The 22,294-nt window shown below is 66.6% G+C and carries 20 protein-coding genes; 19 read left to right on the top strand and 1 reads right to left on the bottom strand.

Going from position 1 to position 22,294, the window contains the following annotated elements:
* Nucleotides 1-58: 58 nt before the first annotated feature.
* From QZ670_RS12940 to QZ670_RS12850, 19 genes are all read left to right on the top strand, one after another.
* Complete coding sequence (locus tag QZ670_RS12940; RefSeq protein ID WP_294256034.1) at nt 59-856, top strand: helix-turn-helix transcriptional regulator; 798 nt, start codon at nt 59-61, stop codon at nt 854-856.
* Nucleotides 857-1,309: 453 nt separating this feature from the next.
* Nucleotides 1,310-3,361 carry a conjugal transfer protein TraG gene (locus QZ670_RS12935; protein ID WP_294256032.1) on the top strand — a complete coding sequence of 684 codons (2,052 nt, stop codon included), beginning with the start codon at nt 1,310-1,312 and terminating at the stop codon, nt 3,359-3,361.
* A 2-nt stretch (nt 3,362-3,363) separates the two neighbouring features.
* Entirely contained in the window at nt 3,364-3,765 is a 402-nt protein-coding gene (locus QZ670_RS12930) for a CopG family transcriptional regulator (protein WP_294256030.1), read from the top strand.
* Nucleotides 3,766-3,797: 32 nt separating this feature from the next.
* Nucleotides 3,798-4,751 (top strand): P-type conjugative transfer ATPase TrbB, encoded by a 954-nt coding sequence (gene trbB / locus QZ670_RS12925; protein WP_294256027.1) that lies wholly within the window; start codon nt 3,798-3,800, stop codon nt 4,749-4,751.
* Nucleotides 4,752-4,753: 2 nt separating this feature from the next.
* Nucleotides 4,754-5,083 carry a TrbC/VirB2 family protein gene (locus QZ670_RS12920; RefSeq protein WP_294256025.1) on the top strand — a complete coding sequence of 110 codons (330 nt, stop codon included), beginning with the start codon at nt 4,754-4,756 and terminating at the stop codon, nt 5,081-5,083.
* Entirely contained in the window at nt 5,080-5,352 is a 273-nt protein-coding gene (locus tag QZ670_RS12915) for a VirB3 family type IV secretion system protein (protein ID WP_294256024.1), read from the top strand. Before QZ670_RS12920 ends, QZ670_RS12915 begins: the two co-directional genes overlap by 4 nt.
* On the top strand, nt 5,346-7,784 hold the full coding sequence (gene trbE, locus QZ670_RS12910) for a conjugal transfer protein TrbE (protein ID WP_294256022.1): 2,439 nt from the start codon (nt 5,346-5,348) through the stop codon (nt 7,782-7,784). The genes QZ670_RS12915 and trbE overlap by 7 nt, the downstream gene beginning before the upstream one ends.
* A 4-nt stretch (nt 7,785-7,788) precedes the next feature.
* Nucleotides 7,789-8,529 (top strand): P-type conjugative transfer protein TrbJ, encoded by a 741-nt coding sequence (gene trbJ, locus QZ670_RS12905; protein ID WP_294256020.1) that lies wholly within the window; start codon nt 7,789-7,791, stop codon nt 8,527-8,529.
* A gap of 113 nt (nt 8,530-8,642) precedes the next feature.
* The gene (gene trbL, locus QZ670_RS12900) at nt 8,643-9,941 is read left to right on the top strand and encodes a P-type conjugative transfer protein TrbL (RefSeq protein ID WP_294256019.1); all 1,299 of its coding nucleotides are present in this window, start codon (nt 8,643-8,645) and stop codon (nt 9,939-9,941) included.
* Between the two features lie 3 nt (nt 9,942-9,944).
* Nucleotides 9,945-10,751 (top strand): conjugal transfer protein TrbF, encoded by an 807-nt coding sequence (trbF, locus tag QZ670_RS12895; protein WP_294256017.1) that lies wholly within the window; start codon nt 9,945-9,947, stop codon nt 10,749-10,751.
* Nucleotides 10,748-11,677: a P-type conjugative transfer protein TrbG gene (trbG, locus tag QZ670_RS12890; protein WP_294256015.1), complete on the top strand. Its 930-nt coding sequence runs from the start codon at nt 10,748-10,750 to the stop codon at nt 11,675-11,677. Before trbF ends, trbG begins: the two co-directional genes overlap by 4 nt.
* On the top strand, nt 11,674-12,882 hold the full coding sequence (locus QZ670_RS12885) for a TrbI/VirB10 family protein (protein ID WP_294256014.1): 1,209 nt from the start codon (nt 11,674-11,676) through the stop codon (nt 12,880-12,882). The genes trbG and QZ670_RS12885 overlap by 4 nt, the downstream gene beginning before the upstream one ends.
* Nucleotides 12,883-12,891: 9 nt before the next feature.
* Entirely contained in the window at nt 12,892-13,110 is a 219-nt protein-coding gene (locus tag QZ670_RS12880; RefSeq protein ID WP_294256013.1) for a DUF2274 domain-containing protein, read from the top strand.
* Nucleotides 13,111-13,283: 173 nt separating this feature from the next.
* A complete protein-coding gene (locus tag QZ670_RS12875) occupies nt 13,284-13,610 on the top strand; it encodes a helix-turn-helix transcriptional regulator (protein WP_294256011.1) in 327 nt (108 codons plus the stop codon).
* Nucleotides 13,611-13,612: 2 nt separating this feature from the next.
* The gene (locus QZ670_RS12870) at nt 13,613-14,860 is read left to right on the top strand and encodes a HipA domain-containing protein (RefSeq protein WP_294256010.1); all 1,248 of its coding nucleotides are present in this window, start codon (nt 13,613-13,615) and stop codon (nt 14,858-14,860) included.
* A 1,135-nt stretch (nt 14,861-15,995) separates the two neighbouring features.
* Nucleotides 15,996-16,502: a 2Fe-2S iron-sulfur cluster-binding protein gene (locus QZ670_RS12865; protein WP_294256009.1), complete on the top strand. Its 507-nt coding sequence runs from the start codon at nt 15,996-15,998 to the stop codon at nt 16,500-16,502.
* Complete coding sequence (locus tag QZ670_RS12860) at nt 16,499-17,488, top strand: xanthine dehydrogenase family protein subunit M (protein ID WP_294256008.1); 990 nt, start codon at nt 16,499-16,501, stop codon at nt 17,486-17,488. Before QZ670_RS12865 ends, QZ670_RS12860 begins: the two co-directional genes overlap by 4 nt.
* On the top strand, nt 17,485-19,824 hold the full coding sequence (locus tag QZ670_RS12855; protein ID WP_294256007.1) for a xanthine dehydrogenase family protein molybdopterin-binding subunit: 2,340 nt from the start codon (nt 17,485-17,487) through the stop codon (nt 19,822-19,824). Before QZ670_RS12860 ends, QZ670_RS12855 begins: the two co-directional genes overlap by 4 nt.
* A 28-nt stretch (nt 19,825-19,852) precedes the next feature.
* Nucleotides 19,853-20,605, top strand: a complete 753-nt coding sequence (locus QZ670_RS12850) for an HAD-IIB family hydrolase (RefSeq protein ID WP_294256005.1) — start codon at nt 19,853-19,855, stop codon at nt 20,603-20,605.
* An 86-nt stretch (nt 20,606-20,691) separates the two neighbouring features.
* Here QZ670_RS12850 and QZ670_RS12845 read toward each other — a convergent pair whose 3' ends face one another.
* Nucleotides 20,692-22,203, bottom strand: a complete 1,512-nt coding sequence (locus tag QZ670_RS12845) for a tryptophan halogenase family protein (protein WP_294256003.1) — start codon at nt 22,201-22,203, stop codon at nt 20,692-20,694.
* Nucleotides 22,204-22,294: the final 91 nt, after the last annotated feature.

Genomic DNA, 22,294 nt, shown 5'->3' with positions numbered 1-22,294 from the left:
TCTTAGATAGTTATAAATTCGGTATCCTGACAATCAGTCCCTGAATTCGGTCAATCGCATGCTGTCCCCGCAACCCGCCATCGCCGCCTTCGATCCTGACGCGGTCGACCGGCCTGCGATTGCCCGCAATCTCGATTTTGCGGACTATGCCGCAGAGGTGCCCGCGCATGTGCACCGTAAGGGGCAGATGATCCTGGCGCTGCATGGTGCGGTCACTTGCACCGCGGACGACCAGCTCTGGATCGTACCGCCGAACTGCGGAGTCTGGATTCCGGGGGGCACGCCCCACAGTGCCCGCGCCACGCTCAACGCGCGGCTGAGCTATCTGTTCGTCGAGCCGGGGGGGGCAAGCCTGCCGGACCATTGCTGCGCGTTGTCGATATCCCCGATGATCCGCGCGATGATCGATCGACTGACCGAGGAAGGCGCCAGCTATCCGCCGGACGGCCATGCCGCACGGCTGGCGCGCGTGCTGCTCGATGAATTGGCCGAGATGCCGCACGAACGGTTCAACCTGCCGGTTTCGACCAACCCGAAAATCCGGGCCATTGCCGATGCACTAATGTCCAACCCGTCGGACCGCGCTACACAGGCGGAATGGGCGAAGCGCATGGCGTTGGGCGAACGGTCATTGTCACGGCTTATGATCCGCGAAACCGGTCTCACCTTCGGTCGCTGGCGCCAACAGCTGCATCTGATCATCGCGCTTCGGGAGCTGGCAGGAGGGGCATCCGTGCAAGGCGTGGCTGCGGATCTGGGCTATGAGTCCGTCAACGCGTTCATCACCATGTTCCAGAAGGCGTTGGGCAGTACGCCCTCGCGCTTCTTCGCCGGAAGGCGGCAGAATCGGGCTTAATCTTCAAGATCACGGAGCGGACCAAGATTCTGGCGGGAGGATAGGTCCAACGTGCGCCTTCGGCCACGTGCGTCCGCACGTGCATATTTGACGTATATTTGACAAGTTTGCTGCTGAGCCAGCTAAGCCATTGAAAACTGGCGCACCCGACAGGATTCGAACCTGTGGCCTCTGCCTTCGGAGCGCGCGCTATAGAGCCGGACATCCGCTCGAATGCTCAACGATGGAAGGTAGGCGGGCATCAGCAGAAGCATTCTTCCGGAGCGCAGCCGGTCGGAGCGATCCTGTTGTAGCTGCTTGGCCCGGAAAACAACGCTCATTCATCGGACGCTGCGCCGCGAATTGCACCGGAGCAGTAGCGAACGGCACCAGAAGGCTACTGATGCGCCAGACCGGAAAGGCGGAATGTAGCGGCTGAACCCGCACAGGCTGAACTGGCAGGCGGAGGCCCGCATGACTCCCACCAAACTGCTCATTGGACAGATCCTGATCGTGCTCGTCATCGTACTGGCGGGCGTATGGTTTGCGACGCAGTGGGTAGCCGCAGAACTGGCGTATCAGCCCGAGCTGGGCAGACCCTGGTTTGTCGCCTTCGGGCGTCCGTTCTATCGGCCATGGGCATTGTTCGGCTGGTGGTTCTCGTTCGAGGCCTACGCCCCGACAATCTTCGAAGAAGCTGGCGCAATCGCGGCGACGAGTGGCCTGATCGGATGCGGGGCAGCAATCTTCGGATCCCTCTGGCGTGCCCGTCAGCGGCGCCATGTCACGACTTACGGCTCCGCCCGCTGGGCGAGCTTTCAAGACATTCGCGCCGCTGGGCTTGTCACGGAGGCCGGTGTGTTTCTCGGCCGCGTGGGCCGGCAGTACCTACGCCATGACGGCCCCGAGCATGTCATGGCGTTCGCGCCGACCCGGAGCGGCAAGGGCGTGGGCCTCGTCATACCCTCGCTTCTTGGCTGGACCGGCTCGGCGGTCGTCCACGACATCAAGGGCGAGAACTGGCAGCTGACAGCTGGCTGGCGCCAGCGTTTCTCACATTGCCTCCTGTTCAATCCGACGGATGCGCGATCGGCGCGGTACAATCCGCTGCTCGAGGTCCGTCGCGGCAAGGATGAGGTGCGCGACGTCCAGAACATCGCCGACATCCTGGTCGATCCCGAAGGAGCGCTGGAGCGCCGGAATCATTGGGAGAAGACCAGTCATTCGCTGCTGGTCGGCGCGATCCTTCATGTCCTCTACGCCGAGCAGGAGAAGACGCTGGCCCGCGTCGCGTCCTTCCTTTCCGATCCGCAGCGCAAGTTCACCGACACGCTGGACCGGATGATGACCACCAATCATCTCGGCACGCCTGAAGCGCCCGCCGTCCATCCGGTGGTCGCATCGGCGGCACGCGAGGTGCTGAACAAGTCCGAGAACGAACGCTCCGGCGTGCTGTCGACCGCCATGTCATTTCTCGGACTCTACCGCGATCCGACGGTCGCGGCCGTCACTTCGCGCTGCGACTGGCGCATCGCCGACCTGGTCGAAGCCGAGGCGCCGGTGTCGCTCTACCTGGTGGTGCCGCCCTCGGACATTAGCCGCACTAAGCCGCTGATCCGTCTCGTCCTCAACCAGATCGGTCGACGCCTAACCGAGCATCTGGAAGCCGAGAAGGGCGCCAAGACCGGTAGCCGCCACAAGCTGCTGATGATGCTCGACGAGTTCCCGGCGTTGGGGCGCCTCGACTTTTTCGAGACCAGCCTGGCGTTCCTCGCCGGCTACGGCGTCCGCGCCTTCCTGATCGCCCAGAGCCTCAACCAGATCGAAAAGGCATATGGCGAGCACAATGCCATCCTCGACAATTGCCATGTCCGCATCGCCTTCGCGACCAACGACGATCGGACGGCAAAGCGCATTTCTGATGCCCTCGGCACCTCCACCGAGCAACGCGCGATGCGCAACTATGCCGGGCATCGGCTGGCACCCTGGCTCGCCCATGTCATGGTCAGCCGGCAGGAGACGGCGCGGGCGCTGCTGACGCCCGGCGAGGTCATGCAGCTGCCGCCAACGGACGAGCTTGTGCTGGTGGCGGGCACGCCGCCGATCCGCGCCACCAAGCTGCGCTACTATAAGGACGCCGTCTTCAAGGCCCGCATCCTGCCGCCGCCCGTGCTCGGTGCTGGCGATTATGCCGATCGGCCTGCGCCGCGGGCAAATGACTGGGCCGGCGTCGTCCGTGAGACGGATACGCGCCTCGCAGAAGGTGCGCCAGAGCAGCGCGAGAATGAGGATGGCGGGCTCGAGCAGGCGCGTCATCCCGGGCAGGAGCTTCCAGCCAAGCCGGCCGCCGAACCCACGCCAACCGAGGTATTGGGGCTCGGCCAGGACGAGGACGATCCTGCCGCCGACCAGCGTGCCATGGACCGGGCCGGCGCCTCCGGCATCGCGCGCGCCGTCTTCGCGATGGACGCAGGTGCGGATGGTGCCGGCGGGCATCGGGCCGGCGACCTGCAGGTGGAGCTGTGACCATGGTCGAGAAGGTCCGCCATCAGCTCTTCCTGCCAAAGCCGCTCAGCGATCGGCTGGAGGCGCTCGCCGCAAAGCCGGGTGCGTCGAAGTCGGCGATCCTGGCGGATGCCGTGACTGCCTGGCTCAATCGGCGCGGCGTCTCGGAACTGGAGGAGCGCTTCGGCCTGCGGCTGGACCGGATGACGACAGCCATCGGCAGGATCGAGCGGAACGAGCATGTCCTGCTCGAGACCCTGGCACTGTTCGTCCGCTACGAACTCGCCATCCACGCGCCTCTTGCCGAGAGCGACCAGGCGGGGCGTGCCATGGGGGCGAAGCGGTTCGAGGCGTTCGTCACCCAGGTCGGCCGGCAGGTCGCCGCTGGGCGCAGGACGATCGGCGGCTCGGAGCCCGGCCAGTGACCGCCGGCGTCTCCGGCGATAGGCGGCGCGCAATGCTGCGTACGGCCATGGGCCCGGCGATCGCCGCAGCGCTCGCCGATCCGCGCGTCACCGAGATCATGGTCAACCCCGACGGCGCGCTCCGGCTGGACCGGTTGGGGGAGGGGCGTTCCGACACGGGGCTACGCATGGAGGCCGCGCAGGTCGAACGGATCATCCGGCTTGTCGCCGCGCATGCGCGCGCCGAGGTGCACGGCGATGCTCCCATCGTGTCGGCCGAGCTTCCGGCCCACGAGGAAGGGCGGGCAGGGGAGCGGTTCGAGGGCGTGTTGCCGCCGGTGTCGACCGCGCCATGCTTCTCGATCCGCAAGCCGGCCGAGCGCCTCTATCGGCTCGACGACTATGTTGCCGATGGCGTCATGAGCCGGCTGGCTGCCGACCGACTGAAAGCCTGCGTCCTCCTCCGCCACAACATCCTGATCGCCGGCGGGACCAGTTCAGGCAAGACCACGCTCGCCAATGCGCTGCTAGCCGAAATGGCGTGCCTCGACGAGCGCATTCTCCTGATCGAAGACACGCGCGAGCTGCAGAGCCCGGCAGCCGATACGGTCGCGCTGCGCACACGGTCCGGCGTCGTGACCATGGCAGACCTGGTCCGCTCGACCCTCCGGCTGCGCCCCGATCGCATCATCGTCGGCGAGGTCCGTGGGCCCGAGGCGCTCGACATGCTCAAAGCGTGGAACACCGGTCATCCCGGCGGCATCGCCACGGTCCACGCCAACAGCGCGCTGTCCGCGCTCACCCGCATCGAAGGCCTGGTGCAGGAGGCGGTGATCACCGTGCCGCGCCAACTCATCGCCGAGGCGATCGACGTCATCGTGTTCGTATCCGGCTGCGGTCTCGACCGCCGCGTCTCGCAGGTCGCCCGCGTTGCCGGGCTCGACCCGGACACCGGCAGCTACGCGCTCGCCGACCTTCTCTTGCCCCCCAGCCCCGAAGGAGATTGATCATGCAATTAGCCAGGATCCCTGCACGCCGCGCGCGCCTCGTCGAGCTTGCCGCCATCGGCATCGCATTTGCCACCTCGGCCCATGCCGCGGGGTCGGGGATGCCGTGGGAGGAACCGCTCCAGCAGGTGCTCGAGTCTGTCCAGGGGCCGGTCGCCAAGATCGTTGCCGTCATCGTCATCATCACGACCGGCCTGTCGCTGGCGTTCGGCGAGAGCAGCGGCGGCTTCCGGCGGCTTATCCAGATCGTGTTCGGGCTGTCGATCGCGTTTGCCGCCTCGAGCTTCTTCCTTAGCTTCTTCAGCTTTGGCGGGGGAGCGCTGGTCGCATGAGCGGCACCGGCCAGCACCTGCCGGGCTTCGAGGCGCCGATCCATGCGAGCCTGGGCTCGCCGATCCTGCTCGCCGGGGCCCCGCGCGGGATCGCGATCGTCAATGGGACGGTCGCGGCGGCGGTCGGCCTTGGGCTTCAGCAGTGGCTGGCGGGGCTAGCGCTCTGGGCGGTCGGGCACAGCATCGCCGTGTTCGCGGCGCGGCGAGACCCGGACTTCGCGCCCGTCCTGCTTCGCCACCTTCGGCAGAAGGGATATTTCGCGTGCTGAACCTCGCCGAATATTGCCGCCGCGCGGATAGGCTGGCCGATCATCTTCCCTGGGCGGCGCTGGTCGCGCCCGGCGTCGTCCTCAACAAGGATGGCAGCTTCCAGCGTACCTTCCGCTTCCGCGGACCCGATCTCGAGTCCGCCACCGAGGCCGAGCTGATCTCGGCCTGCGCGCGCGCCAACAATGTGCTCAAGCGGTTCGGCAGCCGCTGGGCCCTGTTCTTCAATGCCGAGCGGCGCGAGGCCGCCGCCTATCCCGACAGCGATTTCCCCGACGCCGCATCCTGGCTGGTCGACCAGGAGCGCCGCGCGGCATTCATGGGGGAAGGCGCCAATTTCGAAAGCCGCTACCACCTGACCCTCGTCTGGCTTCCGGCGCCTGACAGCGCCGAGGCCGCCGGACGGTCGCTGGTCGAGCGGCCCGACGCCGGGGCGGGGCGGGACTGGCGCGGGGCGCTGGCGCACTTCATCGCCGAGACCGACCGTGCGCTCGACCTGTTCGCGAGCTTCATGCCCGAGGTTCATGCGCTCGATGACAGCGAGACACTGACCTTCCTGCACGGCACGATCTCGACGCGGCAAAAGGCGGTCGCGGTGCCGGACACGCCGATCTACCTAGACGCGTTGCTCGCCGATACGCCGCTGACCGGCGGGCTGGAGCCGCGATTGGGCGACCATCATCTCCGTACCCTGACCATCCTTGGTTTCCCGAGCATGAGCCGGCCGGGCATCCTTGATGCCCTCAACCACCAGGACTTCGCCTATCGCTGGGTCACGCGCTTCCTCGCCTTGGACAAGGGCGACGCCACCAAGGCGCTGACCAAAATCCGTCGGCAGTGGTTCAACAAGCGCAAGTCGGTCACCGCGCTTCTGCGGGAGGTGATGTACAACCAGCCATCGCAGCTGCTCGACAGCGATGCCGACAACAAGCTGGTGGATGCCGATCTGGCGCTGCAGGTGCTGGGCGGCGACCATGTCGCCTTTGGCTACCTGACCACCACGATCACGGTGATGGACAGTGATCGCGCACAAGTCGAGGACAAGGTCCGGCAGGTCGAGCGGATCGTGGGCGGGCTCGGCTTCACCTGCATCCGCGAGGGCGTCAACGCCGTCGAGGCCTGGCTCTCGTCGCTGCCGGGGCAGGTCTACGCCAATGTCCGCCAGCCGCTCGTTCATACGCTGAACCTTGCCCATCTGATGCCGCTGTCGTCGGTCTGGGCGGGGCCGAGCCGCAATGCGCATCTGGACGGTCCGCCGCTGCTCCACGCCAGCACCGCCGGATCAACGCCGTTCCGGCTGTCGACCCATGTCGGCGATGTCGGTCACATGCTGGTGGTCGGACCTACCGGTGCCGGCAAGTCGGTGCTGCTGGCGCTGATCGCCCTGCAGTTCCGCCGCTACGCCGACGCGCAGGTCTATATCTTCGACAAGGGCTTCTCGGCCCGCGCCGCCGTGCTGGCGATGGGTGGCGCCCACCATGCGCTGGGGATGGGCGCCGATGCGGGGCACACGCTGGCCTTCCAGCCGCTCCGCGGGATCGAGGATGCCGCCGAGCGGAGCTGGGCCGCCGAATGGATCGCGGCGCTGCTCGCGCACGAGAAGGTGCTGGTCACGCCCGAGGTCAAGGACGCGGTCTGGTCGGCGCTCGGCAGCCTTGCCTCGGCGCCGGTGGAAGAGCGTACCCTGACCGGGCTGGTGCTGCTGCTCCAGTCGAACGCGCTGCGCACCGCGCTTAGCGCCTATACGCTCGAAGGTGCCTATGGCCGGCTGCTGGACGCAGCCGAGCAGCAGTTCGCTTTCGCCGATGTCCAGTGTTTCGAGACCGAGGCGCTGATGGGGCAGGCCGGCGTGATCGCGCCGGTGCTGACCTACCTGTTCCACCGCCTGGAGGAGCGCTTCGACGGTCGGCCGACGTTGCTGATCCTCGACGAGGCCTGGATCTTCCTCGACCATCCCCTGTTCGCCGCACGCATCCGCGAATGGCTGAAGGTGCTACGCAAGAAGAATGTCGCCGTGCTGTTCGCGACCCAGAGCCTTGCCGACATTGCGTCGAGCAGCATCGCGCCCGCCATCCTCGAAAGCTGTCCGCAGCGCATCCTGCTGCCCAACGACCGAGCGCTCGAGCCGCAGAGCCGCGAGGCCTATGTGCGGTTCGGGCTCAACCAGCGGCAGATCGAGCTGGTCAGCCGCGCGACGCCGAAGCGCCACTATTACCTGCAGTCCGCGCGCGGCAACAGCCTGTTCGAGCTGGGGCTGGGCCCGATCGCGCTGGCCCTGTGCGGCGCCTCCGATGCTGCGACACAGGCCCGCATCGACGCGATGCTCGCCGAGGGCGGGCACGCCGACTTCGCCGCGCACTTCCTCGCCGATCGCGGCCTCGACTGGGCCGCCGAGCTCCTCGCTACCTTCCCCGACCCTCAAGACAAGGAGTGATGTGATGCGTATCCGCACCCGCAAATATCTGGTCGCGAGCGCCCTGGGCGTCGGCACGGCCGGATCGCTCGCCATGGCGCTGACCTGCACGCCGGCCCGCGCGCAGTTCACCGTGTTCGATCCCAGCAACTACAGCCAGAACCTCCTCACTGCCGCGCGCACCCTCCAACAGATCAAAAACCAGATCCAGTCGCTCCAGAACGAAGCGACGATGCTGATCAACCAGGCCAAGAACCTGACCCGGATCGACTTCCCCGAGCTCCAGGCGCTCACCCAGACGCTGCAGCAGGTCGACCGGCTGATGGGGCAGGCGCAAGCCATCCAGTTCCGCGTGTCCGGGCTCGACCAGCAGTTCCGCCAGCTCTTCCCGCAGAGCTTCTCGGCGGCGCTCCGGACCAACGAGCAGGTCGTCGCCGCGCGTGCCCGCCTCGATACCGCCATGTCGGCCTATCAGCAGACGATGACCGTCCAGGCGCAGGTGACCGAGAATGTCACGGCCGATGCCCAGGCGCTGAGCGGGATCGTTGCCAAGAGCCAGGGCGCGGAGGGTGCGCTCCAGGCGCAGCAGGCGACCAACCAGCTGCTCGCGCTCGCCGCCAAGCAGCAGTTCCAGATCCAGAACATGATGGCCGCGCAGTACCGCGCCGAGGCGATCGAGCATGCGCGCCGCGCCCAGGCCGAGATCGACGCGCGCGCGGCAACCCGCAGGTTCCTCGGCTCCGGCTCGGCCTACACCCCCAGGTAGCGCCGCCGGCCAGGGCGGCGGCGGTCTTGCCTCCCGCCGTCGTCCGCCGCGGGGCGGGGCTCTCACCCCCGGTCCCGTCTCGCGGCACTCCTCCAGCGCAGGACATCGCCACCGTGAACGACCTCAACGTCATCGATCGCTTCCTGGCTGCCTTCACCCGCTACATCGACAGCGGGTTCGGTCTGCTGGGCGGGGATATCCGCTTCCTTACCGCGACCCTGATCGGCATCGACATCACGCTGGCTGGCCTGTTCTGGGCGATGGGCGGCGAGGACAATGTCATCGGCCGCTTCCTGCGCAAGATCCTCTACATCGGCGCGTTCGCGTTCATCCTGAACAGCTTCTCGACGCTTGCCGACATCATCTTCCGCTCGTTCGCGCAGGCCGGGCTGACCGCCGGCGGGGGCACGCTGTCCGCCGAGGATCTGCTCAAGCCCGGTCGTCTCGCCGGCACGGGCTTCGCCGCCGCATGGCCGTTGCTCGACCAGGTGTCGCAGCTGATGGGCTTCACGACCTTCTTCGACAACTTCCTGACGATCGCGGTGCTGCTGTTCGCCTGGGCGGTCGTGATCCTGACCTTCTTCCTGCTCGCCGTGCAGATGTTCGTCACGATCGTCGAGTTCAAGCTGACCTCGCTCGCCGGCTTCCTCCTCGTGCCCTTCGCGCTTTGGAACCGCACCAGCTTCCTCGCCGAGCGGGTGCTCGGCAATGTCGTCTCGTCGGGCATCAAGGTGATGGTGCTCGCCGTCATCGTCGGCATCGGCGCCAATTTCTTCAGCGAGTTCACCAGCGCGCTGCAGGGGCAGGAGCCCGATATCGGCCAGGCGATGAGCCTGATGCTCGCCAGCCTGACGCTCTTCGGGCTGGGCATCTTCGGACCCGGAATCGCTTCGGGCCTCGTGTCCGGTGCGCCGCAGCTCGGCGCGGGCGCGGCGCTTGGCACCACGGTCGGCGCGGCCGGCATGGCAATGCTTGCCGGCGGTGCTGCCGTCGGCGGTGCCCGCATGTTGGGCGGTGCCGCGCTGGGGGCCGTCCGCGCAGGTACCGCGATGGGATCGGCTGCTTCCACGGCATACACGCTGGGCAAGGAGACGGCAGCAGCGCCGACCATGTCGGCGGGGCTGGGCGGGGTGGCTCGCGCCGCCGGCAATGCCGCACGCGCGCGGGCCTCCAGCGCGCTTGGCCTGGGCGAGGCGGCCTCACGCGGCCGCCAGGCAGCCTGGAACGCGCTCAATCGCACGGGCGGCGATACCGGCTCGCAGTCCGCCGCCGAAGAAGCCGTGCCCGCATGGGCCCACGCCATGCAGCGCCAGCAGACCACCCGTCATCACCGCCAGGTCGCCTTGCACGCTCTTCAGCAGGGCGATCGCGGCGGCGCTTCCGCAACCCCAGACATCAAGGAAAGGGACTAGCCGATGGTCTTCCGACGCGCCGTCCAGCGCTATGGACGAACCCCCGAGCCCGAGACGCCGTACCAGCGCGCCGGGCAGCTCTGGGACGAGCGGATCGGCTCGGCCCGCGTGCAGGCGCGGAACTGGCGGCTGATGGCGTTCGGATGCCTTGCGCTCGCCACCGGTCTTTCGGGTGCGCTCGCCTGGCAGTCGGCGCAGAGCCGGGTGACGCCCTATGTCGTCGAAGTCGATCGGCTGGGAGAGGCGCGTGCCGTCACCGAGGCCGAGGCCGGGTACCGCCCGACCGACCCGCAGATCGCCTGGCACCTGTCCCGCTTCATCGCCAATGTCCGTGGCCGCTCACTCGATCCGGTGCTGGTGCGTCGGAACTGGCTGGACGCCTATGACTTCGCCACCAAGCGCGGCGCACAATTCCTCGGCGACTATGCCCGCGCGGCCGATCCGTTCGGGGCGATCGGCGAGAAGACGGTAACGGTGCAGGTCACCAGCGTGGTGCGGGCATCCGATCGCTCGTTCCAGGTCAAATGGGCCGAGACCGCGTTTGAACGCGGCGCCAAGGCCGGCACGTCACGCTGGACGGCTATCCTGACCGTCGCGATCACCCCGCCCAAGGATGCCGACACGCTCCGCCGCAATCCGCTCGGTGTCTATGTCGATGCGATCGACTGGAGCCGGGAACTGGACGCGCCGGCCGCCCCGAAGCCGGCAGCCACGCCGATGCTCCCGCCGTCCGCTCCCGTCTCAGCGCCGACCAGTTTCCCAGTCGATCCCGCTGCCCCGGCGCAGCCCAGCACGGATGTCCAATCATGAAGCGCTTGCTCGCCCTATCGGCGGCTTCCCTCGCCATGGTATCCGCCTCGGCGGAGCATGCGCCGCCGCCTCCGGTCAAACCGATCCCTGCGCCGTCCGCCACAGCGTCCTCGCCTGCCAAGCCGCCGGCCAGCAAGCATCTGCGGAAGTCCGTGAGCCCCGGCGCCGCGCGCGTCGCTGCAGCCAATCGCGCAGCTACCCAGCAGCCGCAGGCCCAGGGCTTCGTCAACGCGGTGCAGGTCTATCCCTTCAGCGAGGGCATGATCTATCAGGTCTATACGGCGCCGGGTGCCGTGACCGACCTTGCCTTGCAGTCTGGCGAGAACCTCGTCGCTGTCGCGGCAGGCGATACGGTACGCTGGGTCATCGGCGACACCACCAGCGGAAGCGGAACCGACAAGCGCACGCATATCCTCGTGAAGCCCTCTGCGAGCGGCCTTGCCACCAACCTCGTGATCACCACCGATCGCCGCAGCTACCATCTCCAGCTTACGGCAACGTCCCGGACCGCAATGGCCGCCCTGTCCTGGACCTATCCTGCCGACCAGCTGATCGCGCTCCGGCAGAAGGAAGCCCAGGTGGCGGCGACAGCCCCGATCGCTGCGAGCCTGTCGGTCGACAGCCTGCACTTCAACTATACGGTGACTGGCGACAGCCCGGCCTGGCGCCCGCTCCGCGCCTTCGACGACGGGCGACAGACCTTCGTCGAGTTCCCGGCGAGCATCGCGGTCGGCGAGGCACCGCCGCTGTTCGTGATCGGGGCTACGGGGGAGGCCGAGCTGGTCAACTACCGGATGCGCGGTCGCTTCTATGTCGTCGATCGGATCTTCGACCGGGCCGAATTGCGGCTCGGCACCGGCAAGCAGCAGGTCGTCCGCATCGATCGGGTCGCCGAGGTCGCGGCGCCGAAAGGCAAGCGCTCATGAGCGAGGATGCCGTCCCGCCACCTCCGAAGCTCGACCCGGAGTCGCTGTCCATCCGGGTCAAGCCTCCGCGCGCCATCCGGTTCCGGCGCGGCGTGATCATCGCTATCGCGGCACTTGGTTCGGTCGCCCTTGTCGCCGTGGCATGGAGTGCTTTGGGATCGCGCCTGCGACTGGCGGCAGCCGAGCGGAAGGAGCTGTCGCAACCAAGCAGACAGCCGCCGCCCGATACCTTGAACCGCCTGCCCGCAAGTTATGGTGATGTTCCAAAGCTCGGGCCGCCGCTACCGGGCGACCTGGGGCGCCCAATCCTTGAGCGCCAGCGCCGCATGGCGGCCGAGGGGGAAGTAGATAGCGGTAGTGGGGCAGAGCGGGCGGTGGCGCAGGCCGCGACCCAGGAACGCGAGCGGCAGCTTGCCGAGCTGAAAGCAGCACGCGCATCGGGACTGCTGGTGCAGAACCAGAGCAGGCCATCGGCGCCGGTGTCAGCGGAGATCGCTGCTCCGCCGACACCCGTGACCACGGAAGGGCCAACGCCGGCACTCGATCCGGAGCGCGATCCCAATGCGCAGAGCCGCAAGGCCCAGTTCATTGCCACGCTCGATCCGTCGGCGGACACCAATCCGCACAGGCTGCAAGCCGCGCCGTCGCCGTATCTCCTGTCGGCCGGCAGTGTGATCCCGGCGAGTCTGATGTCCGGTCTCCGGTCCGATCTGCCGGGTTTGGTGACGGCACAGGTGACGGCGAACGTGTTCGATAGTCCCACCGGGCGCATTCTGCTCATCCCGCAAGGCGCGCGGCTGGTTGGCAGCTATGATTCCGTAATAGCCTTCGGGCAGAAGCGTGCGCTGGTCATTTGGCAGCGCATCCTGCTGCCGGACGGCAGCTCGCTCCGGATCGACAACGTGCCGGCGACCGACGCCTCGGGCTATTCCGGCCTGCAGGACAAGGTGGACTTCCACACCTGGACGCTGCTCAAGGGGGTCGCGCTGTCGACCCTGCTCGGCGTGGGCTCGGAGCTGACGATTTCCGGTGACAGCGATCTTGTCCGGGCGATCCGGCAGTCAACGCAGCAGAATGTCGCGCGTGCGGGCGACCAACTCACCTCGCGTAATCTCAACATCCAGCCGACGCTGACAGTTCGCCCCGGCACGAATGTGCTGCTCGTGGTCCACAAGGACCTGATCCTCGCGCCCTGGCGCGAATAGGAGGCCGACATGCCTGACCTGAAACTCGCAAAGCTGCCGGATCGAAAGCCCGTCAAGCTGGCGATCCTCATCACGCCCGACCTGCACCAGCGGCTGCGGGACTATGCTGCGCTATATGCCGAAACTTATGGGCAGAAGGAGGCGGTGACCGATTTGATCCCGGCCATGCTCGCGTCCTTCCTCGATAGCGACCGTAGTTTTGCAAGGGTGCGGGGAGCAGGCCGATGACACGCGCGACGGGCTGGAGTGCTTCCCTTACAGCACCTTCTATGTCTTCGCGCGGGCCAGCGCGGAGTCTTTCGACGCGGTGATATGTTTCCATATCTTTTGACGAATTTTTGGTACCTAAACGGACAAACTCAGTTGACGCGAAGGATCAATTATGATCTCTATACGTATCATTGAGCGCAAGCATGATATGTTTTAGGATCATTGTGGAAGCGTCATCAACATTCCTGCAGGAAATGGGGCAGCGATTGCGTGAAGTCAGGCGGACTGCCGGACTGACGCAGGAACAGGTCGCCGATTTGGCTGGCATCTCGCGGCCTCGCTATCGGGATATCGAAACTGGGGTTGCCGCTGCCCGAGCTACGACGCTGATGAATGTTGCGCGTGCTCTTGGGCTTGAGGTGATGCTGGTGCCACAGGCGATGGTACCCGCTGTCCGCGCATTGCTGCAGCCTCAGCACGACGACGACCTGCCTGCTTTCGTTCCCCAGGAGGATTGAAGGTGACGCAGGTTCCGCAGACCACCCAGTCGCTGGACGTCTTTCTGAACGCGATGAAGGTTGGTGTAATCGTCCGGACGTCGGGCGACTTTAACGCGTTTAGTTTTGATCCCGCCTATCGGGCTACCGGCGGATTCCCGGTCCTCAGCCTGTCTTTCCGCGCGGCGGCAGGGGGGCTGCGGAAGGATCCGAAGCCCTTGGCCGGTGCGCTGCCTGCCTTCTTCGCGAATCTGCTTCCCGAGGACAAACTGCGGGATGCGATGGAAAGGCATCATGCCGGGGCTGTCCGCCCGGGCAATGATTTCGACCTTCTGGCGGCCCTCGGCACCGACCTCCCGGGCGCGGTTCGGGTAATCCCCAGCGAAGGCTCCAACGTCGCACGTCCGGAGGCCGTAGAGAACAAGCCCAAGGCGCGCTTTTCGCTTGCCGGCGTGCAGATGAAGCTGTCGGTGATGAAGAACACCGGCAAGGGAGGCGGCCTGACCATCCCGCTCGAAGATGGGCAGGGCCAGTATATTGCCAAGTTCCCGTCGACCGCATTTCCGGGCGTCTCCGAAAACGAGTTCGCCAACCTGGCGTTGGCGGCAGCCATCGGCATGGACGTGCCAGCGCGCGAACTGGTCGACAAATCGGATTTCGACGGGATCCCGGAAGACTTCGATACCATGGCCGAGGGCAAGGTCCTGCTGATCCGGCGCTTCGACCGTGCGCCATCGGGCGAAAGGATCCACATCGAGGATTTCGCCCAGGTGTTCGGTGCCTATCCGTCGCGGAAATACGATGCCGCGGCCTATCACGATATCGCCGCGGCCTTAGGTGTAGCGATCTCTCCGCCGGCCGCGCTCGAATTCGTCCGCCGGCTGGTCCTGGCCGTGATCACCGGCAATGGCGATATGCATCTTAAGAACTGGTCGCTCATCTATCCCGGAGACGGCAACCTTCCCGCGCTGGCGCCAATCTACGACGTGCTGTCGACCGTCCCTTATATTCCAGCGGACACTCTGGCGCTGTCGCTCGGTGGCGAACGTTCGTTCAAGGCGTTGACGGCAGATCGCTGGAAGGTCTTCGCAAATCGCGCGCGCCTCCCCGAACCGGCGGTTCTCGAAGCCGTGGTGGAGACGGTGGCTTGCGTCCATGCGCACTGGTGGAAGTTGCCGGAGCGTGAGGTTGTTCCGTTGAACGTCCTTGAGCGCATCGATGCGCATGTCAGGGCGATGACCCCGATCCTCGAGGGATGCGGCAAGCGCTGATCCACTTCGCCCGGCATGCGATGCGATCAGGCGACCGGCGCCGCTTAGAAATCGCTATGCCGGAACATGTATGACCGGCGCTGAATAATTGACCCTGATCGCCCGAAAAGCGTGCCGCGAATCACGTCCAAAAAGTACCAAAGGGGTTCAAGGGGCGAGGGTTCGTGTCCGGGTTTCGGACCAGGTTTTTTGGTGGGCCACGAAGGGGCCACGGATTGCTAGTCCTGCCAGAGCCCACGCTTTTCTGCGGGTTACAGCGTCCGATGTGAGTCCTGTAAGCGCACCAGTACATCTAGAGAACATCGCTAGAAAACCGCGGAAAACTGCGATAAAATGGGCCTAACGTGGTCCCATATTTTCTCATTATGTTCCGCTGTGGCCCACTCAAAAGAGGCCACGATCATGGGGCCACGAACGCTTCAGGAGCCGTGGCCCCATGCTTGCCGTGGTCCAGATTCCAGCGCTGTAGCCGGCAGCCAGGCCCTTCAACGTTTCCGACTCGGACGGGCTCTACTGCCTCGTTCAGCCCTTTGACGCCCTGCCCCGGCGATACCGCTATCAATGCTGCGGGATCCAGCGGAAGCTGTCGCTCGGCAGCTTCCCCCCCCCCCACGCATCGCTATAACAGCCTCGGCAGGCGGAACGGGGCGAAGGCCCAGCTCGACAACGGATCGATTCGGTCGAGGAGAGGCGGCGGCAGCGTGTCCAATCGGAAGTGGCAGCTAAGACCACCTTCAAGGTTGTCGCCAATGACTATATCAAAGAGATGGAGCGATAGGGGACGTCGGCGGCTACCCTCAATAAGGCGCGTTGATCTCCGGGACTTTTAGCAGGCATCGCCCGACGGCCGATCGCGGCGGTAACCCCGCACGAGTTTCTCGACGTGCTGAAACGGGGCAAGCGCCGAGGTCCCGCCAATGGTATTATTCGCGCAAGATGCGCGCCGTTGGTGTGTGATCCCGACCAAGACGCGTCGTTCGCCAATTGCGCTTCCAACGACAGCTTCTGCCAGAAGCTGCCGCTCGATCGGCCTGAGATCGTCAGGGGGCAAGCGACCGGCTGGGGAACATCGTCACGGCACCAATCGTCGCGCTTGTCGTTCCGCTTTGTAAGGGCTTTCCACCGGAGGATCGGGATGTCGCTCATCGTGAACGGAGCGAGGGTATCGGCACCCGCCGATCCTCGCACGTCATTACTCGACCTGCTGCGAGAGGAACTGCACCTCACCGGCACCAAGAAAGGTTGCAACCAGGGCGCATGCGGCGCTTGCACGGTGCTGGTGGATGGCGAGCGCGTTCTCGCCTGCCTCACGCTGGCGGTGCAGGTGGACGGCCGCGAGGTTACCACGATCGAGGGACTGGCAGGCGCGGACGCGCTTCACCCGCTGCAGGTCGCTTTCATCGAGCATGACGGGTTCCAGTGCGGCTATTGCACGCCGGGGCAGATCTGTTCGGCGATGGGCATGGCGGCGGAGGCGGCGCGGGGCGTCCCCAGCCATGTGTCGGCCGACCTCGCTGCCGAGGTGACGCTGTCTCGCGAGGAGATCCAGGAGCGCATGAGCGGCAATCTGTGCCGCTGCGGCGCGCATAACGGGATCATCGATGCGATCCGCGCGACGCTCGCGGCGGAGGTGCCGGCATGACGCCCTTCACCTATCTGCGGGCAACCGACGCGTCCGAAGCCGTGCGCTTGGGTGCCGACGCCGGCACCGCCTTTCTCGGCGGCGGTACCAACTTGGTGGACCTGCTGCGCGAAACGGTTGCGCGTCCCGAAAGACTGGTGGATGTGAGCGCGCTTCCCGCGACGATCGAGGAAACAGACGCTGGCGGCCTGATGATCGGGGCGGCGGTTCGCAACACGGCGCTTGCCGAGCATCGCGCGGTGCGGACACGCTATCCGATGCTGGCGCGGGCGATCCTGGCCGGCGCATCGGCGCAGATCCGCAACATGGCGACCATGGGCGGCAATCTGCTGCAGCGGACCCGCTGCACCTATTTCTACGACAGCGATGGATCCCGCTGTAACAAGCGACTGCCCGGATCGGGCTGCGACGCACGCGAGGGGTTCAACCGGATCCATGCGGTGCTGGGCGCTTCCGAAGCATGCGTGGCCACGCACCCGTCGGACATGTGTGTGGCCCTGGCCGCGCTGGACGCCATCGTGCACGTGACAGGGCCTGCGGGACCGCGCAGCATTGCGTTCGGTGATCTGCATCGTCTCCCCGGCGACGCACCCGACCGGGATACAACCCTCACGCAGGGCGAACTGATCCAGGCCGTCGAACTGCCGCCGCTCGATTTCGGGGGCACGTCGACCTACCGGAAGGTACGCGACCGGGCGAGCTATGCCTTTGCGCTGATCTCCGTCGCGGCGGCGCTCAGGCGTGACGGGGATCGCATCGCTGACGTGCGGATCGCGTTCGGTGGCGTCGCTCACAAGCCTTGGCGCGCCACGAAGGCGGAAGCGGCACTCCGCGGGGCGCCGGCAACGCATCAGACCTTTCTGGATGCGGCTGCGCTGGAGTTCGAAGAGGCCAGGCCGCTCCGCGACAACGCGTTCAAGCCGGCGCTGGCCGGGCGCACCCTCGCGGCGGTGTTGCAGGCGCTTGCATCGGGAGAGACGACGTGAGCATCGTCGAGAATGCCAAGCAGGCCGCGCAGGGCCTGGTGCAAAGCGCGATGGAGCGGCTGGTGCCGCTTGCGCCCGACAGCTGGATGCCCGGCGGGGTGCCCGATCCGCTGATCGCCCGCAAGCACGGCGCGATCGGCAAGCCGGTGTCGCGCCTGGACGGCGCGCTCAAGGTGACGGGGACCGCCGGTTTCGCGGCCGAGCATCGTTTCGAGAACATGGTCTATGCCGCGCTTGTCTACGCCACCATCGCGCGCGGCCGCATCGCCGCGATCGACAGCGCTGCGGCGGAGGCGGCGCCGGGCGTGGTACTGGTGATGACGCATCGAAATGCACCGCGCATGGCGCCGCCGCCCGCCTTTGGCTCGTCGCCTACGGGTGTCGGCCCCGCGGACCTGCCGGTGCTGCAGGATGATCGCGTGCATTGGAACGGGCAGCCGATCGCCGGCGTGCTCGCCGAAACGCAGGAGCAGGCCGATCACGCCGTCACCTTGCTGCAGGTCACCTACGAGACCGAGGCAGCGACCACCGCGCTTGCCGACGCCAAGGCCAAGGGGATCGAGCAGGCGGTCTTCATGGGCCATCCGCTGCTGAACGAAGTCGGGGACGCGGAAGCGGCCTTCGCGGCGGCGCTGCACAAGGTTGACCAGGTCTATCGCACGCCGCGGCACAACCATAATCCGATCGAGCCCCACGCGGCGACGATGGCGTGGAACGGCGACACGCTGACCATCCACGATGCCAGCCAGATGGTAAGCCAGCAGGCGCAGACGCTGGCCGACGTGTTCGGGCTGGAGACCGAGCAGGTCCGGCTCACCTCGCCCTATGTCGGCGGCGGCTTCGGCAGCAAGGGGCTGTGGCACCACCAGATCATTGGTGCTGCGGCGGCGCGGCTTTCCGGCCGGCCGGTCCGCATCGCACTTTCCCGCGAGGGTGTGTACCGCGTGGTCGGCGGACGGTCGCTGACCGAGCAGCGCGTGGCCCTCGGCGCACGTGCCGACGGAACGCTGGAGGCACTGATCCACACCGGCCTGTCGGTGATGACGCCGCACAACAACATGCCCGAGCCGTTCATCCTCGGCAGCCAGGCCGCCTATGCGTCGCCCAATATCCTGCTCAAGGTGGAGGTCACGCGGATGCACACGCTCGCCAACACCTTCATGCGCGCGCCGGGCGAGGCAGTGGGCACCTTCGCGCTCGAATCGGCGATCGACGAGCTTGCCGAGCAGCTGGGCATCGACCCTGTCGAACTGCGCCTGCGCAACGAGCCGGAGAAGGACCCCGTCAACGGCCGACCCTTCTCCTCGCGCCACATCGCCGAGGCATGGCGCAGCGGCGCCGAACGCTTCGGATGGGCCGATCGTCCGGCGGTCGGCACGCGCCGGGAAGGCGAGTGGCGCATCGGCCTGGGCTGCGCGACCGGCACCTATCCCTATTACCGGATGCCGGGCGCCGAGGCCCGGATTACCTTGTCGCGCGACGGCGAGGCGGTGCGCGCCAAGGTGGAGGTCGCCGCCGCCGAGATGGGCATGGGCACGGCCACTACCACCGCGCTGGTGGCGGCCGAGCGGCTCGGCCTCGCCATCGAGCAGGTCGAAGTCGTGTACGGCGATTCCGCTATTCCCGGCGCGATCATGGCGGGCGGCTCGCAGCAGACCGCGGCGATCGGCGCGGCGGTGATTGCGGCGCACGGCGAACTGGTCGGCGAACTGCTCAAGCTGGCCGGCAACGACTCGCCGCTTGCCGGTCTGTCGGCGCAGGAAGTCGGTTGCGACGATGGCGGCCTTGCCGCGCTGGCCGATCCCAGCCGCCGAGAGCGCTATGCCTCCATTCTCGAACGAGCGCAGCGGGATGGCATCACCGTCACCAAGGCGGGATCGATGCCGCTGGAGACGATGCATTGGTCGATGCATTCGCACAGCGCGCTGTTCTGCGAGGTCGCCGTCAACGCCGTCACGGGCGAGACCCGGGTGCGGCGCTTCCTGGGCTCGTTCGACTGCGGCCGCATCCTCAATCCGAAGACCGCGGCCAGCCAGTTCCGCGGCGGCATCATCATGGGGCTCGGCATGGCGTTGATGGAGGAAACCCAGTTCGACGAACGCAAGGGCCGCATCATGAATCCCAGCCTGGCGGAATATCATGTGCCGGTGCATCTCGACGTGCCGGAAATCGACGTGATCTGGACCGACATTCCCGATCCCCACACCCCGATGGGCGCGCATGGGGTGGGCGAAATCGGTATCACCGGCGTGGCGGCCGCGGTAGCGAACGCGATCTACAACGCGACCGGCAGGCGCGTTCGGGACCTGCCGATAACCCTGGACAAGCTGCTGTGACACCGGCTTCTTCGCAAGGGCGCGCGGCATGAAGCAGTTGGTTGCTTTCGATCTCGACGGGACGCTCGCCGAAAGCAAGCAGCCGCTCGAGCCGTCCATGGCCGCGTGCCTGAAGGCGTTGCTCGACATCGCAATGGTGGCGGTGATCTCCGGCGGGGACTGGAAGCAGTTTCAAAGGCAGGTGATCGCGCGCTTGCCGGAAGGTACGAAGCTGGAGCGGCTGTTCATCATGCCGACCACTGGCGCCAAGCTGTACCGCTTTGCCAAAGGCGGTTGGCGGCAGATCTACGCCGAATCCTTCACGGCTGACGAACGCACCCGGATTTTGACGGCGTTGGAGCGTGCCGTTGCCGATGCGGGACTGAAACCGGAGCGGCTATGGGGGCCCCAGATAGAGGATCGCGGTACCCAGATCACCTTCTCGGCGCTCGGGCAGGAGGCGCCGGTCGACGCGAAGAAGCGGTGGGACCCCGATCAGGTGAAGCGAACTGCGCTGCAAAGCAAGCTCGCGGCGCAATTGCCGGGTTTCTCGATCCGAATCGGTGGCACGACCTCGCTCGACATCACCCGCGACGGGGTCGACAAGGCATATGCCATCGATCGCCTCGTCGAACATGCAGCAGTCCCGAGGGAGTCGATCCTGTTCTTCGGAGACGCCATCTATCCCGGCGGCAATGACGATCCGGTGCGGGCCGCAGGCATCGACAGCGTGGGTGTGCGAGACCCGGCGGAAACTGCCACGGCCTTGCAGGCGCTGATCGCCTGGAGTCGAAAGGATTAGAAGGCAGGCCGGCGGCTAATGGGCGCTCCACCTCGGTGAGGCATAAGCCTGTAGCATCGGCGCGAACGTCGGCAGGGCGAGTTGGCTCATGCAATAGCGCCGATGCGTTCGAGATAGGTCCGGTGTGGCTCGGCCAGTGCCAATGCGCGGCCCAGCGCCTCCCGCATCCGGCCAAATGCGCCTTCCAGTTCGCCGTCCGTGAAATGGTCGGCAAGCGGATCATGGCGCTGGGGCAGCAGGTCGAACCCTGCGTACATCGACAGCCAGCTCGGATCGCGGAACGACTCCCATTCATAGCGGGCGAACACGCCGCGGCTGCGGAACAGCTGCACCTTGTGCGCGAGTTCCTCCGGCAGCGGGTTCGCGCGGCATGCATCCCATAGCGGCTCGCCGGTGCGCCCGTTCGCCCAGTAATGGAGCAGCAGGAAGTCGCGGATGCGCGCATATTCGAGGGCAGTGATCCGGTTGAACTCGTCCGCGAGTTCCGGCGCGAAGCCGCGATCGGGCATCAAGTTGCCGAGCCGCTCCACGCCCGACTGGATCAGCGTGAGGCTCGTGGATTCCAGTGGCTCAAGAAAGCCTGCCGCAAGCCCTAGCGCAACGACGTTCTTCTCCCAGACGCGCGCCCGATGCCCGGTGGTGAAGCGCAGGAAGTTCGGCTCGGCCAGCGCCTCGCCTTCCAGCCGCCCGCGCAGCACGGCCTGGGCCTCGTCGTCGGAGAGGTGTGCGCTGGCATAGACATAGCCATTGCCGACGCGGTGCTGCAGCGGGATGCGCCATTGCCACCCCGCCGCCAGTGCGGTGCTGCGCGTATAGGGGGTGAAGGCGTCCCCGTGCGCACAGGGCATCGCCACCGCGCGGTCGCACGGCAGCAAATGGCTCCAGTCTATAGTGGGCACACCCAGCGTCCCGCTGAGCAAGAGGCTGCGAAAGCCGGTGCAGTCGAGGAACAGGTCCGCCTCGATGCGGTTGCCGTCCTGCAGCGTCACCGCGGTGAGGAAGCCGCTCTCGCCGTCCTGATCGACGGTCGCGACGGTGCCCTCAATGTGGCGCACACCCCGTCCGGTAGCCACGCGCGCCAGAAAGCGGGCAAACAGTCCCGCGTCGAAATGCACCGCCCAGTCGAAGATGCCGAGATCGTTGGGCGGGTTCTCGGCCGGCGGCATGATCAGTCCGCGCATCGCCATTTGGGTGGCGAGGCAATAGTCGGCGAGCGGCGTCTGGTCGCCGGCGGCGCGACGCTTCAGCCAGTAATGGTGGAACCCCACGCCGCGCGACGCGATCCCGTAGAGCCCGAAAGGGTGGAAGAAGCTGTCGCCCGGCCGCGCCCAGTCGCGGAACTCGATGCCCAGCTTGGCGGTGCCCTTCGCCTCGCGCAGCACCTCCGCTTCGCTGACACCGATCGCGCGGAAATAGTCGCGAACCGCCGGCACCGTCGCCTCGCCGACGCCGACGGTGCGGATGTCGGGGCTCTCCAGCAGGGTGATCGTCACCGGCTGGCGATCGAGCAGCCGCTCGAGCAGGGCAGCCGCCATCCAGCCGGCGGTGCCGCCGCCGACGATCAGGATCGAGCGAATGGGTTGTCCGGCTTCGCGCATCTTCTTTTCCTAGGGCCAAGCCGCGTTCGGCGGAAGCACTCGGAACAAGCGACGCCCCGGCCCGCACGGGACCGAGGCGCCTCAGAGATGA

The organism is uncultured Sphingomonas sp. (genome assembly GCF_913774285.1).
GTDB lineage: Bacteria > Pseudomonadota > Alphaproteobacteria > Sphingomonadales > Sphingomonadaceae > Sphingomonas.
This window is presented reverse-complemented; position numbering and strand designations above follow the sequence as displayed.

What these genes read in the sequence shown, in the direction of transcription:
- QZ670_RS12885 (WP_294256014.1), top strand. Translation starts at nt 11,674, where the DNA reads ATGAGCGAGGATGCCGTCCCGCCACCTCCGAAGCTCGACCCGGAGTCG.
- trbB (WP_294256027.1), top strand. Translation starts at nt 3,798, where the DNA reads ATGCTGCGTACGGCCATGGGCCCGGCGATCGCCGCAGCGCTCGCCGAT.
- QZ670_RS12935 (WP_294256032.1), top strand. Translation starts at nt 1,310, where the DNA reads ATGACTCCCACCAAACTGCTCATTGGACAGATCCTGATCGTGCTCGTC.
- QZ670_RS12880 (WP_294256013.1), top strand. Translation starts at nt 12,892, where the DNA reads ATGCCTGACCTGAAACTCGCAAAGCTGCCGGATCGAAAGCCCGTCAAG.
- trbJ (WP_294256020.1), top strand. Translation starts at nt 7,789, where the DNA reads ATGCGTATCCGCACCCGCAAATATCTGGTCGCGAGCGCCCTGGGCGTC.
- trbF (WP_294256017.1), top strand. Translation starts at nt 9,945, where the DNA reads ATGGTCTTCCGACGCGCCGTCCAGCGCTATGGACGAACCCCCGAGCCC.
- QZ670_RS12920 (WP_294256025.1), top strand. Translation starts at nt 4,754, where the DNA reads ATGCAATTAGCCAGGATCCCTGCACGCCGCGCGCGCCTCGTCGAGCTT.
- QZ670_RS12865 (WP_294256009.1), top strand. Translation starts at nt 15,996, where the DNA reads ATGTCGCTCATCGTGAACGGAGCGAGGGTATCGGCACCCGCCGATCCT.
- QZ670_RS12930 (WP_294256030.1), top strand. Translation starts at nt 3,364, where the DNA reads ATGGTCGAGAAGGTCCGCCATCAGCTCTTCCTGCCAAAGCCGCTCAGC.
- QZ670_RS12860 (WP_294256008.1), top strand. Translation starts at nt 16,499, where the DNA reads ATGACGCCCTTCACCTATCTGCGGGCAACCGACGCGTCCGAAGCCGTG.
- QZ670_RS12850 (WP_294256005.1), top strand. Translation starts at nt 19,853, where the DNA reads ATGAAGCAGTTGGTTGCTTTCGATCTCGACGGGACGCTCGCCGAAAGC.
- QZ670_RS12915 (WP_294256024.1), top strand. Translation starts at nt 5,080, where the DNA reads ATGAGCGGCACCGGCCAGCACCTGCCGGGCTTCGAGGCGCCGATCCAT.
- trbG (WP_294256015.1), top strand. Translation starts at nt 10,748, where the DNA reads ATGAAGCGCTTGCTCGCCCTATCGGCGGCTTCCCTCGCCATGGTATCC.
- QZ670_RS12940 (WP_294256034.1), top strand. Translation starts at nt 59, where the DNA reads ATGCTGTCCCCGCAACCCGCCATCGCCGCCTTCGATCCTGACGCGGTC.
- QZ670_RS12845 (WP_294256003.1), bottom strand. Translation starts at nt 22,203, where the DNA reads ATGCGCGAAGCCGGACAACCCATTCGCTCGATCCTGATCGTCGGCGGC.